The organism is Streptomyces sp. BL1 (assembly GCF_057628045.1).
The window spans coordinates 4,890,721-4,904,352 of the sequence record NZ_JBXYWZ010000002.1 but is presented as its reverse complement, the minus strand read 5'-3'; the positions used below and the strand labels follow the sequence as shown (position 1 = coordinate 4,904,352).

General features: G+C 73.5%; 5 protein-coding genes and 2 pseudogenes. 2 read left to right on the top strand and 5 right to left on the bottom strand.

Annotated features, from left to right (window positions below; translation table 11 throughout):
• Nucleotides 1–16: 16 nt before the first annotated feature.
• Complete coding sequence (locus AC3AGO_RS21510; RefSeq protein WP_487821855.1) at nucleotides 17–1,411, bottom strand: MFS transporter; 1,395 nt, start codon at nucleotides 1,409–1,411, stop codon at nucleotides 17–19.
• Nucleotides 1,412–1,681: 270 nt separating this feature from the next.
• Here AC3AGO_RS21510 and AC3AGO_RS21505 point away from each other — a divergent pair, with 270 nt between their 5' ends.
• Both AC3AGO_RS21505 and AC3AGO_RS21500 read left to right on the top strand, forming a co-directional pair.
• On the top strand, nucleotides 1,682–2,614 hold the full coding sequence (locus tag AC3AGO_RS21505; RefSeq protein ID WP_487821854.1) for an alpha/beta fold hydrolase: 933 nt from the start codon (nucleotides 1,682–1,684) through the stop codon (nucleotides 2,612–2,614).
• 576 nt (nucleotides 2,615–3,190) lie between these two features.
• Nucleotides 3,191–4,835 (top strand): annotated as a pseudogene (locus tag AC3AGO_RS21500) (IS200/IS605 family accessory protein TnpB-related protein).
• Here AC3AGO_RS21500 and AC3AGO_RS21495 read toward each other — a convergent pair.
• From AC3AGO_RS21495 to AC3AGO_RS21480, 4 genes and pseudogenes are all read right to left on the bottom strand, one after another.
• Nucleotides 4,808–7,168, bottom strand: a complete 2,361-nt coding sequence (locus tag AC3AGO_RS21495) for a xanthine dehydrogenase family protein molybdopterin-binding subunit (RefSeq protein WP_487821853.1) — start codon at nucleotides 7,166–7,168, stop codon at nucleotides 4,808–4,810. The pseudogene AC3AGO_RS21500 and the gene AC3AGO_RS21495 sit on opposite strands and share 28 nt — an antisense overlap.
• A gap of 127 nt (nucleotides 7,169–7,295) precedes the next feature.
• Nucleotides 7,296–7,979, bottom strand: a pseudogene (locus AC3AGO_RS21490) ((2Fe-2S)-binding protein); the annotation flags it as partial.
• Nucleotides 7,980–10,696: 2,717 nt separating this feature from the next.
• A complete protein-coding gene (locus tag AC3AGO_RS21485; RefSeq protein ID WP_487824746.1) occupies nucleotides 10,697–11,560 on the bottom strand; it encodes an FAD binding domain-containing protein in 864 nt (287 codons plus the stop codon).
• A 316-nt stretch (nucleotides 11,561–11,876) separates the two neighbouring features.
• Nucleotides 11,877–13,412 (bottom strand): beta-N-acetylhexosaminidase, encoded by a 1,536-nt coding sequence (locus tag AC3AGO_RS21480; protein WP_487821852.1) that lies wholly within the window; start codon nucleotides 13,410–13,412, stop codon nucleotides 11,877–11,879.
• Nucleotides 13,413–13,632: the final 220 nt, after the last annotated feature.

Genomic DNA, 13,632 nt, shown 5'->3' with positions numbered 1-13,632 from the left:
GGCCGGCTCCCCCGCGTCATCCCCGCTCGCGGAGCCGGCCCGCCACGAAGACGGCCACGGCGGCGACCGTCGCGGAGATCGCGTAGACCGCCGTGAACGCGAGCGGCTGGCCCGCCGACGTGTGGGCCGCCGCGGACGGCGCCGCGTGCGAGGCAGCGCCGGCCGAACCGCCGCCGAAGGCGGCGAACGCCGCACCGGTGAGGGCGAGGATCAGCACGTTGGACAGACTGTCGGACATCTGCAGCGACGAGGAGTTCTTGCCGGTCTCCTCCGGCGCCGACAGCTCCAGCAGCAGCACACTCGTGGCCGAGATGACCAGACCCATGCCGAAACAGCCGACCGTCATGCCGACCGCGAGGGTCCACACCGGCACGCTGTCCACGAGCACGACGGGCACGTAGACGATCGACAGTGTCACCAGCACCATGCCGAACTGCGCGAGCTGCGTACGGTACGGGCCCAGCCGCGGCCGTGACTGGGTGAAGGAGCCCAGCGCCCAACTCGCCCCGCCCGCCGCCAGGGTGAGCCCGGCCAGGGTCACCGACAGCCCGCGCTGCGTGACGAGCATCAGCGGGATGAAGCTCTCGGTGACGATGAACGCGCCGGCCGCCATGCCGCGCAGCAGCACCACGGCGGGCAGCCCGCGCGCGGCCCGGTACGTGCCGCGGGGCATCAGGGTGCGCACCGCGGGCACCAGCAGCACGGCGCCGAGCACCGCGGCGGGCAGCCCCGTCAGGTCCAGGGCCTGCGCCCCGTACTGCAGCAGTCCCGCGCCCGCCGCCACCGCGACGGCCATCCGTATCCGCCGCCGGTCCACGCGGCCGTGCGCCTCCGCGCCGGGCGGCGGCCCGGACGCGGCGCGCCGCAGCGCGGGCAGCATGACCACCAGCGGCAGTACGACCAGCACCGGGATGCCGAGGAACACCCAGCGCCAGCCGAGGTGTTGGGTCACCGTGCCGGCGATCAGCGGTCCGATGGCGGAGGGCACCACCCAGGCCGCGGCGAACGACGCCATGACGGTGGGCCGCAGCCGCTCCGGGTACGCACGGCTGACCGTGACGTACAGCGAGACGATCACCAGACCGCCGCCGACGCCCTGCACCGCGCGGCCCAGGACGAAGACCCACATGGCCACCGCCGTGCCGGACAGCAGCAGTCCGGCGACGAACGCGCCGATGCCGGTGGCCAGCGCGGGCAGCGGGCCGCGCCGGTCGCACCACTGACCGGAGACGACCATGCCGAGCAGGCTCGTGGTGAAGAAGGCGGAGAACGCGAACGCGTAGACGGAGACACCGTCGAGTTCGGCCGCCGCCGCGGGCATCGCCGTGCCGACGGCGGTCGCCTCGAAGGCGATGAGCAGCACGACGGAGACAATGCCGAAGGTCAACGCCCGGTAGGTGCGCCCGAGCACGGTCTCCTCGCCGTTCCCCGCGGGCCCGGCCCGCTTGGCCGCGGCCTCCCCGGGTACACAGTCCTGCGGCCCCCGGCTGCAGGACCCGGTACATCGGGCGCCGGCCCGGCGGGCCCTTCCGTGGCCACGTCCTCGTCAGCACTCATGCCGCCCACGGTAAGTGCCGTATCCCCCAGTGACACCTGTCGCGGGGAGGGGTTCACCTGGTCCGCCGGTCCTACGCCGGGTAACAACCGGGATAATCCTCGCTTTTGCGGCAACCTTGACTGCATGCCCCTCTTCACTTCGTACGACGGCGCCGAGCTCACGTACCGGATCGTGGACAACGTCCCGAACCACGTCCCGGAGCCGCCGCCCTCCCCGCTCGTCTGCCTCGCCGGCGGACCGGCCCGCGACGCCGCGTACCTCGGCGACCTGGGCGGACTCAGCACGCGGCGCCGCCTGATCGTGCCCGACTCGCGCGGCACCGGGGCCTCTCCGCCCGCCGCCGACCCGGCCGCGTACGCGTTCCCCCGGCTCGCCGAGGACGTCGAGGCGCTCCGTACCCACCTCGGCCTGGACCGCATCGCCCTGCTCGCGCACGACGCCGCGGCCGCCACCGCGCAGGCGTACGCGGCGAGCCACCCCGAGCGGCTCAGCCGGCTCGTCCTGCTGAACCCGGGAGGCCGGCTGCAGGGCGAACTCCCCGACGACGCACGGGAGATCTTCGAGTCCCGGGCCGCGTACGAGGACTGGTGGGAGGAGGCCTACGTCGCCGTCCAGCTGCTGCGGCAGGCCGACGACCTCGACGAGATCCGCGGACTGCTGCTGCGTGCCGCGCCGATGGGGTACGGGCGCTGGGAGCACGCCCAGCAGCTGCACGCGGCGGCCGAGGGCGAGCAGCTCAACCCCGTGCCGCGCGCGGCCTTCTGGCAGGGCGTCGACGACGCGACGCGGCGCGCGCTGCTGGAGCGGCTGCGCGAGGTACGGGCCCCGGTCCTCGTCGTCACCGGCGACCTCGACGGCATCACCGGCATGCGCGCGGGCGAGGCCGTCGCCGAGTCCTTCCCCGAGGCCCGGGTCCGGCCGCTGCACCGGGTCGGCCACTATCCGTGGGTCGACGAACCGGCCATGCTGGTCCCGCTGTTGGAGGCCTTCCTGGCCGAGGACGGCAGCGACGGCGACACCGTCGACGGCACGGCGGACACCCGCGACGGCGCGTGAGGACATGCGAAGGGGGCGCGGCCACGAGTTGATCCCGCTGCGTGACCGCGCCGCCCCCACTTTCTACACGTTTTACGAAACAGATGCCAAGAGCAGCGGAACCCTTTTCCCTCACCCGCCCCAACCGCCCCCCGGAACAGGGGCGGCGAGCGGACCGGGGAGCGTCGGATCCCTCAGGCGCCGCACGTTACGGATGAGTACGGACCGGGTGGTTCCCTAGGTCGGCACACTCAGGCGGCAAGCCTCTGACCAGCACATCCTGGTGCGCATGACATTCCGTCCAGTACCTGGGAGCACGCGCCACGCGATCATCACCGCCGCAGTCCCGGCCCCGTCCGCCACACACCTCGGCGGCGGAGCCGACGGACTCACAGACGACCGTCACACGACGTGAGGCAACCCGCCCACACCCCGACCCCGCGCCGAGGCCACTACGGCGTGGGGTCGGTTACGTGGCGCTTCTCCACGGATACCGGCTGGGGCAAAGAACAGACATTCCTTGGTCGAACGGGTGACTTCTGGGGCGGTGTTTCGTTGGACAGGTCCTCAGCGGGCATGGCGGTTACGAGGGGCGGAATGGGGCAGGGCGAGCGGGTACTGCGGGCGATGTCCACGCCACATGTGGCGCTGGCACCGTCGGGGGTGGCGATCCGTACCAGGCTCAAGCACCTCACCCCCACCGATGAGCGGGTGCTGTGGGAAGTCGGCCGGTATCTGGGGTCGTTGGCCTCCGGCGATCTCAAGGCACGGTGCGCGGCGGGAAATGGGCACAACAACACCGGATGGGCGGGGCGGAAGCGAGCGCTGACGCCGAGGTGCTCCGCCCGGTGGGCGGGGTCGATCACGAAGGCCACCAACGATCAGTGGGCGCTGGCGCGCCGAGGGCTGTCCGCGCATATCAAGGGCCTTGAGGCGGGCATTGCCACGATCCGCCACCGTCTTGCCCAGCCGCCTGGCACGAGGGGTACGAAGCGGATGCCGGGCGGCTATGGGTCGCGGCGGGAGTGGCATGCCAAGTCCCGCCGCCTGCACGCCTTGCAGGCCCGGCACACTGCGGCGGTGGCGGACTGGGCGGCGGGGCGGGTACACGTGGTACGCGGCGGGAAACAACTCGCCCATGTCCGGCACCACCTGGCCGACGCCGGTCTGGATGAACAGGTGTGGCGGAGTCGGTGGGAAGCGGCGCGGATATTCCTGGCTGCCGACGGCGAGTCCGGCAGATGTTGCGGCAACGAGACGATTCGGATCACGCCCGAAGGGGAGGTGAGTATCAAACTCCCCGCCCCCATGACCCACTTGGCCAACGCTCCGCACGGTCGCTACCGGATTACCGGGACGGTGGCCTTCGCGCACCGCGGAGCCGAGTGGGGGGATCGGGTCGCTGCGCGGCGGGCGGTGGCGTACCGCTTCCACTACGACCCGGCGCGGGGCCGCTGGTACGTCACCGCCTCCTGGCAGCGCACGCCCGCCCCCACTCTGTCGCTGGAGATGGCGCTGGCTGCGGGCCGGGGCCGGGTGATCGGCGTGGACACCAACGACGACCATTTCGCGGCGTGGCTGCTCGACCAGCACGGCAACCCGATCGGTGCCCCACGCCGTTTCGCCTACGACCTGTCAGGTAGCGCTCAGCACCGGGACGCGCAGATCCGGCAGGCCACCAGCCGTCTGCTGCACTACGCCCGCCACTGCCGCGCGGCAGCGCTCGCCATCGAAGAGCTTGATTTCGCCGACGGCAAGTCCCGGGAGAAGTACGGCCGCCGGAAGCGTTTCCGACGGCTGATCTCCCGCTTCCCCACCGCGAAACTGGCCGCCCGGCTGACCTCGATGGCGGCCGAGCAGCGCGGTGATCGGGGTCGATGCGGCCTACACCAGCAAGTGGGGCGGCGAGCACTGGCAGCAGCCGACCAGCAGCCCCGCCCGCAAGACCAGTCGGCACGAGGCCGCAAGTCTCGTGATCGGCAGGCGCGCCCAGGGTTTCGGAGCGCGGCGACGGACACCACCGCCCCCACGCGACCAGAGAGATCGCGTGGGGCATCGGAGCGTCCAGGCCGCACCCCGGACTCCCGGGGGTGAGGGAAACCGCCCGCCCCGGGCCGGACCACCATCACGAGTGGTGTCGCCGCCGGAGACGAGAACGCGGCCACCCAGCCCGTCCAGAACCGTTCGGGACGAGCGCAGCGGCCGGGAGTGGATCTACGACCCGCTTCCGTCTGTTGAATAGGAACGGTCGGTCACTGCCGTCTGGGGGCGGATGGGGAGGCGGTTGACGGGGCGGCCCGTGGCCTGGCGGACCGCGGAGGCGACGGCTGCCGGGGAGACGACCACCGGGACGGCCGACGCGGGCTTCGCGCCGAACGGGGCGACCACGTCGCGCTCTTCGACGAGCTTCGCGATCCGGATCTCCGGGGCGTCGAGGGCCGTCGGCAGCGCGTATCCGGTGAAGTCGGGATGCCGGACGACGCCCTTGGCGACGCGGAGGTGTTCCGTGAGGGCCGCGCCGACGCCCTGGGTGACGCCGGCCTCGATGCGCGTGCGCAGCTGACGCGGGTTCAGAACGCGGCCGACGTCCTGCGCGATGGTCATCTCCACGACGCGTACGGAGCCCAGTTCGACGTCGACGTCGACCACGGCCCGTACGGCGGCGAAGGCCATGCCCACGAACGCGTCGCCCTGCCCTGTGTCGTCCAGCGGCTCGGTGGGATGCGGGCGGCACTGGGCCGTGGCCCACAGTTCCTTGCCCTCCAGGGCCTCGGTCACCGTCGTCGACAGCACCCCGTCGTACGAGGTGATCTTGCCATCCGCGATGGACAGCAGCTCCGTGGACATCCCGAACTTCGCGGCCAGCGGCTGGAGAAGCTGCGTACGGACCATCCGCGCGGCCCGTTCCACCGCGCCGCCGGACACCCACGTGTGCCGGCCGCGCGTGCCGGGCCCGGAGGGCGGCTGGTCCGTGTCGACGGAGGCGACGTGCACCTCGTCGACGCCGAGGGTCTCCTGGACGATCTGCCGTGCCAGCGTGGAGAAGCCCTGGCCGGTCTCGACCGCCGCGCACATCACGGTGGCCACCGGGCCGTTGACCTTCACGGTGGCCGTGGAGACCTCGTCCGTGCCCTCCGCGCCCAGCAGGTGCACCATGCCGAGCGCGTAGCCGACGCCGCGGCGCACCGCGCCCGGTTCGCCCGCGCCCTCGGGACCGCCCGGCAGCAGCCAGTCGCGCTCCGGGGTCTCCTTGGGGAGTGGCGGCAGCGGCTCCTCCCGTACGGCGCGCAGGAGTTCGGCGACGGGCGCCGGGCACGTCACCGTCTGGCCCGTGGGCAGCAGGTCACCGGTGGCCAGCACGTTCCGCATGCGCAGGTCGGCCGGGTCGATGCCGAGGCGCGCCGCGAGCTTATCCATCTGGCCCTCGTACGCGGCGCACACCTGCATGGCGCCCTCGCCGCGCACATGGCCGGACGGCGGGTTGTTCGTACGGACCGCCCAGCCGTCGACCACCGCGTGCGGTACGACGTACGGTCCCGCCGCGAAGGAGACGGCGGCGGCGAGCGCGTCGGCGGACGTGTCGGCGTAGGCGCCCGCGTCGAGCAGGATCTGCGCCTCCACCTTGAGCAACCGGCCCTCGGCGTCGGCGTGATGGCGGTAGCGCAGCAGGGTGGGGTGGCGGTGCGCGTGGCCGAGGAAGGACTCCTCGCGGGACACGGCGATCTTCACGGGGCAGCCCGTGCGCATCGCCAGCAGGCCCAACGGCACGGTGATACCGGTGTCTTCGCGGTCGCCGGTGGCGCCCGGCACTCCGGTGACGACGACCTTGACCTGTTCCGGCGGCAGCCCGAAGCAGGCCGCCGCGAGGTCCCGGTCGGTGTGCGGGTCGGTGGACGCGGTGTAGATCTCCACGCCGCCGTCGGCGCGCGGCACGGCCAGTCCCGCCTCGGCGCCGATGGGCGCCGGGTCCTGCCGGCCGATCCTGTACAGCCCCTCGACCACGACGTCGCCGGTCACGTCCGCGTCGCCGTAGCGCAGCGGGATGTGGCGGACGATGTTGCCGTCCGGGTGCAGGGGTTCGGCCTCGAAGGACTTCTCCGGGTCGGTGACCGGGTCCAGCACCTCGTACTCGACGGCGATCGCCGCAGCGGCCAGCCGCGCGGTGTCGGGATGGTCGGCGGCGACGGCCGCGATCGGCTCGCCGTAGAACCGCACGAGGTCCCGGGCGAACGCCGGCTGGTCGGCGACCTTGCGGCCGTGCGTCGCGTCGCCGGGCACGTCCCGGTGGGTGACGACGGCGCGCACCCCGGGCATGGCCTCGGCCTGCGCGGTGTCGATGGAGACGATCCGCGCGTGCGGGTGCGGGGCGCGCAGCACGGCGGCCCACAGCAGGCCCTCCGCCCACAGGTCGGCCGCGTACGGGAAGACGCCCTCCGCTTTGGCGGGTGCGTCCTCCGACGGTACGGAGGCGCCCAGGCCGTGCGCGTTCTCCGGCAGGAGGGGGCCGGCGGGAACGGCCGTTCCCTCGGGGGGAGTTGCTGTGACGGCGCCGGAGCCGTCGGCCGTACCGGTCATGCCGCTGCTGCCTTTCCGCGTCGTCGCCTGGCCTGCCTGGCTGCTGTGCTGTCTGTCGTACGGCCCGCCGCCGGCGTGCCGTACCGCGCCGCACTGTCCGCGATCCGCCGCGGGGCGCGGCGCGCGGTCATGCGCCGCCTCCCTCGGGGTAGTGGATGCCGCCCGTGCCGGGGCCGCCCTGGTGCGGAATCCGCGCCGTGTCGTCGCCGCCCACCGCGGGTCCCGGCAGTACGGGCCCCGACTGGTCGCGGCCGGCGTGCAGTTCGCCCTCGGGCTGCTGCTCGTGCCGCTGGGACCGGTCCGCCGCCTCGTCCGCCTCGCGGGCGGCCTTGGCCTGCCGCTCGGAGACGACCGTACGGACGGCGTCGAGGACGCCGCTGTAGCCGGAGCAGCGGCAGAGATTGCCGCAGATGGCCTTGCGGGTCTCCAAGTCGCTGGGCGCGTGGTTGCCTTCGAGCAGGTCGTGCACGGTCATGGCGAGCCCCGGCACGCAGAACCCGCACTGCACGGCGCCGCATTCGGTCAGCGCCCGCTGTACGTCGGAGGGCGTGCCGTCGGCGGCGAGCCCCTCGACGGTACGGATCTCGCTGCCCGCGGACGTCGCGGCCGGCACGAGGCAGGACGCCACCAGCCGGCCGTCGACCTGTACGGAACAGGCCCCGCATTCGCCCTGCGAGCAGCCGTCCTTGGCGCCGGCCAGACCGAGCCGCTCGCGGAGTACGTAGAGCAGGGACTCGCCGATCCAGGAGTCGGTGACGGGCCGGTCGACGCCGTTGACGTGCAGCACGTACGACGTGTGCGGGTGCTCGTCGTCGACGGGCGCGAACCCCTCGAAACCCTGGACGGCACTGTCCGGCGAGCTGTCCACGGGCAGGCTGTCGACGGGGACCCCTACGGGCGCGGCCTCCGCTGCCGCGCCCTCGGCCCCTCCGGCGGGCGTGAACTCCTCGCGGGCGCCCTCGACTTGACCGGAGCCGTCCGGGGACGTGCGGTCGGAGACGGCCGCGTCGCCGGGAGCGGGTACGGATACGCCGTGGGCGGGGGTGTCCTGGTGCGGGGGCTCCGCGTGCGGACCCTCGTGGACCGGGACGTCCTGCGCGGGTACGCCGTGGGCCGGGGTGTCCTGGTGCGGGGCGCCCTGGTCCGGGGCCTCGGGGTGCGGGGCTTCGGCTGCGCTGGGGACGTCATGGGCGGGGGCGGGGCTCTCGGGGGCCGAGCCCTCAAGGGCGGGGCCCTGGGTGGCGGGGCCCTCGGGGGTGATCCCCTGAGGGGCGGAGCCCTCAGAGGCGGCCCCCTCCTGGGTGGGCCCCTCAGAGCCCGTGCCCTCCTGGGTCAGCGCTTCACGGGCCGGGCTCTCCTGGGGCAGGGCCTCACCAGCCGGGCCCTCAGAGATCAGCCCCTCAGAGGCCAACCCCTCATGGGCCACGCCCTCCTGAGGCAGCCCCTCACCGGCCGGGCCCTCAGAGATCAGCCCCTCAGAGGCCAACCCCTCCTGGGCGGCGCCCTCTTGGGACAACCCCTCACGGGCCACGCCCTCAGAGGCCAACCCTTCCGAGGTCACCCCCTCACGGGCCGCCCCCTCATGAAGCAGCCCTTCCGAGGCCAACCCCTCCTGGGCCAACCCCTCATGAAGCAGCCCCTCCGAAGCCAACCCCTCCTGCGCCAACCCCTCACCGCGCACGCCCTCCTGAGCGGGGACGTCATGTTCGGGTGCCCCAGCGGGGACGTCGTGTTCGGGTGCCCCCTCCTCCGGGGGCGCGGGCGAGGGCTCCGGGGTGTCGGCGGGCGCGGCATGTTCGGGCTCGGGCTGCGCGGGGCCGCCGGACACGTCCTGCGGCGCGGGCTCGGACTCACCAGGCGCGGGCTCACCAGCGGCACCGTCCCCTACGGGACCGGCCGTCACGGCCTCCCCCGTACCCGAGGCGTCCACACCAGCGGCATCCGTACCGACAGCGCCCGCCGCATCCGTCCCACCCACCGGCGCCCCGTCCGTCGTGGACGGCCCCGTCGTGGACGGGCCCTCGGCGTGCGGCGGTTGGCCCGCGGCGGGCCAGCCCTCACCGGGCACGGGCGGCATGCCCGCGAGGGGGTTCGCCGCCGTCCAGTCCTGGCCGGTCTGCGGCTGCGCGACCTCTGCCGGGGCTTCCGGGACGAACCCGCCCTGCGGTGCGTAAAGGCTCTGCGGTTCGGACGAGCCCTGCGGTTCCGCAGAGTTCTGCGGTTCCGAAGAGCTCTGCGGTTCGGAAGAGAAGTGGTCCGAAGAAAACTGATCCGTCGCATCCGCGAACGCCGCTTCCGTGGACGGGCCGTCCCATCCCGCGCCGCTCACCGGGGGTGCGGGCTCGCCGCGTTCGGGCACGGACGGGGTCCACGGGATGGCCGATCGGCTCGGCTCCGGGGAAGCGGGAGCGGGGACGGCACCGGACACACCGGCGGAACCGGGCCCGGCCGCCCACTCGTCGGCGGCGTTCTCCTCCGGAGAGGGCGCCACCTGCATGTCCGGGGTGCCGGCCGGCTCCTCCGGCGCGGCGGGGGGCAGCGGCCCCCCGTGCTGCGCGAACGGATCGCCGGACCCGTCCGGGGCGGTGGGCACCGCCCCGTGGTCCGCCGGTTCGCCCGCGGGCAGTCCGGTGTCGAAGGGCGGCTCTGCCGCGGGCTCGAAGCCGCCGCCCCCGAACGGGACTTGCCGTCGCGCGTGTGCGTCCGCGAACAGTTCGTCGTGCATCTGCGGCTGCTGCTGAGGCTGCGGTTCCGGCGGCGGCTGCGGCTCGAACGCGTCCGGCGGCAGCACTCCCGCGCCGCCGCCCTCACCGAGCGGACGGCGGTGCGTCCGCGCCTCGTGCGAGCCGGCGAGCGCGGCCGCCGCGCCCTGCCCCATCGCCGCGGCGGCGGACCCCTGCGCGTCGTCACCGGCGGCGGGTTCGCCCGCGCCGCCGGGCACGCCGAGCGCGTCCGGATACCCCAACTCGCCGCCGGCGCCCGGGTCTCCGAGATCCGCGCCGGCCTGCGGCTGTGCCTGCTGCTGCCCCTGATAGGGCAGGGTCCAGTGCCCGGTCGCTGCCGGGTCCATCGTCGCGCCCGGTGTCAGCGGACCTCCGGGGGAGGTGCCGGTGTTCGGCTGGGTGACCTCGATGCGCGGCGGCGTGTATCCGCCCTGGCCCGTTCCGGGCGCTGCCAGCGGACCGGCGAGCGGGTCGCCGTACGCCTCGGCTCCGGCGCCGTTCTGCGGGTCGAGCGCGGGCCAGCCGCCGGCGGGCAGCTGCACGAACGCCGTGGCGTCGGCGTCGTATTCGCCGCCCCAGCCCTCCGCCGGGGGCTGCGCGGGGGGCATGCCGCCGCCGTAGGCGTAGCCGTACGCGTCGGTCCCGCCGTGCATGCCGCCGTGCGGCTCGCCGTGGGCCCGGCCGTCGCCCTGCCCGTACGCGTCCCCCTGAGCGCCGTGGCCGAAGTCGTAGCCGTAGCCGTGCCCCTCGGGGTATCCGCCGTCGTACCCGTACGGGTATCCGTCGCCGTAGGTGTTGTCGTTGGTCATGCGAGTGCCCTCCCGAGTCCCCGGCGGGCCAGTGTGGCAACCGTACGCCGCAAGTGCAGCGCCGCGGGCGGCAGCGCGGGAGTCTCCGCGCCGTCCTCGGCGGGCTGCGGGTCGGGGATACAGGCCATCGCGACGTACTCGCCGAACGCCTGCAGCGCCTCCGGGGCGAGCGCGGCACGCTGCCCGTCCCAGTCGATGAGCGAGGCGATCCAGCGCTCCGCCTCCAGCGGCCGCAGCGGCATCGGGGCGACCGCGCCCACCGCGCAACGCACGCCGCGCCGGGCCGGATCGAGCACCACGGCGACCGAGGCGAGCGCGCGTCCCGGGCCGGTGCGGCCGGTCGCCTTCAGGAACGTCTGCGGCGCGTGCAGCAGCGGCACCCGGACGAATCCGACGATCTCTCCAGGGCGGAGCATCTCGACTCCCGCCAGGAGGTGACTGACCGGGATCTCGCGCCGTTCGCCCTCGGGTCCCGCGATGACGACCGTGGCCTCCAGCGCGGCCAGCACGGGCAGCGTGTCACCGGTCGGCGCGGCACTGACGATGTTGCCGCCGAGCGTGCCCGCGTTGCGGATCTGCGGCGGTCCCGCGGCGCGCGCGGCGTACGTGAGGGCCGGGATGAGCGCGGCGAAGTCGGGCCGCCCCATGCGCGCGAGAGTCAGGCCCGCACCGAGGAGGGCGTGTCCGTCGAGGTACTGCCAACCGCGGATCTCGCTGATCCGGTTCAGGCCGACGAGCGCGGAGGGGCGCAGCTGGCCGGAGTTGACCCCGGTCATCAGGTCGGTGCCGCCGGCGACGGGCACGGCCGCCGGCACGGCGGTCAGCGCCGCGACGGCCTCGTCCAGTGTCGACGGCAGCATGACGGACGGCTGCACAGCCTGTGGTGCATGTCGTGCCTGCTGTGCGTGCGTGCTCAATGCCGCTGCCCCTTCCCCGGTTTTCCCGGCTGCCGTGCCCGTACGGTACGTGCTCACAGCCCGGACGTGGCAACTCTGGCACATCCTGCCGGACCCACGGTGCGAGGGTCCGTGAAGGGGGGAACTGCCGGAGTCACCCGCTGTCCTCCCGTCTCACGGACAATCAACCGGATAACCGCTCTTGGGGAACCTTGTGCGTTTTGGTCCCGCCGTCACGCTCCCAGGGACGGCGCGCACCGCGCCGTCCCTTCGGCCGCGCTCACACGATCGGGGGCGGTCCGTCGATCGGGCGTCCGAGTACGCCGGGACGCCGCTGCCACGGCCGCGGACCCGACGGCGGGCGGTAGTCGACGCCGAGTGCGTCGAGACGGGCGAGGTGGGCGCCCTCGACGCGGCGTACGAAGCCGTCGGTGTCCCGCTCCGCGGGCGGCGGCAGTTGGGACCAGGCCACCTCCGCGAGCGCCGCCAGCCGGGGGAACACCTGGTAGTCGACGCGCTGTTGGTTCTCCGTCACTTCGGTCCACATGTTCGCCTGGGTGCCGATCACGTGCCGTTCACGGTCCGTTCCGGCCAGCTGCGGCGGTACGGGCTCGAAGGCGTACACGTCGCGCAGGGTCCGCACGTAGCCGATGGGCACGGGTTCGTCGGGGCCGCCGTCCTCCCGGTAGTTCAGGTAGACCTGCTGCTCGGGGCACATCACGACGTCATGTCCTGCCTGTGCGGCGGCGATTCCGCCCGCGTAGCCGCGCCACGACGACACGGTTGCCCCTTCCGCCAGGCCGCCCTCCAGAATCTCGTCCCAGCCGATGAGGCGGCGTCCGCGTGCGGTGAGCCAGCGGTCGAAGTGCCGGATGAACCACGACTGGAGCTCGTCCTCGTCGGCCAGACCCTCCTGCCGTATGCGTTCCTGCGCGGCGGGCGAGGCCCGCCACTGGTCCTTGGGGCACTCGTCGCCGCCCAAGTGCACATAGGGGGACGGAAAGATGTCGAGCAGTTCCTCCAGGACGCCCTCGTAGAAACGGAGCACGGTGTCGGTCGGCGCGAGGATGTTCGGATTGACGCCCCAGGTGTCCCAGACGCCGAGTGAAGTGGTGTCCACCACATCGGAGTTGCCGAGCTCCGGATAGGCGGCGATGGCCGCCTGCGAGTGGCCGGGGATGTCGATCTCGGGGACGACGGTGATGTGCCGTTCGGCCGCGTAGGCGACGATCTCGCGCAGGTCGTCCTGCGAGTAGTAACCGCCGTGCGGGCGTTCGTCCCACAGGTCGGACGCGCGGTGGCCGACGCGGGTGCGCGGCCGCCAGGAAGCGGCCTCGGTGAGCCGCGGATAACGCTTGATCTCGGGGCGCCACCCCTGGTCGTCCGTCAGATGGAAGTGCAGCACGTTGAGTTTGTGCGCGGCGAGCAGGTCGATGTAGCGCAGCACGCCGTCCTTGGGCATGAAGTGCCGTGCCACGTCCAGCATGAAGCCGCGCCAGCGGAAGCGGGGCGCGTCCTCGACGACGCCGTACGGCAGCTCCTGCTTCACCGGCCCGTGCGGCCCGGCCTTTCTGAACTCGTCCGGGCCGAGGAGCTGTTTGAGGGTCTGCCGCCCCCAGAAGACCCCCGCCGCGTCCCCGCCGGTAATCTCCACTCCTTCGGGGCCGACGGTCAGCCGGTACGCCTCGGCGCCCAACGAGGCGTCCGTGCGCGTACGGACGTCGTCCGGGCCGCCGCTCCAGGTGTACGTCCGCCCGCTCTCCCGCGTGAACTCCACCCGGCGCGGGGCGGGAAGCAGTGACTCCGTGTCCGGCATGCGTACCTCTCTCGCGTCTCAGACCATCCGGTCCGCGACTACCTGCCCCGAACAGGGCCGCGGGGAACGGCACAAGACAGGGGCGCGAGAGAGGGGCGCGAGGAACGGCGCGAAATAAGGGGCGCGGGGAACGGCGCGATAAGGGGCGCGGGGAACTGCGCAAACCCCACGCGAACCGCAGCCGCCCTCCCCGCCCGGGACACACAAAGCACGGCCACAA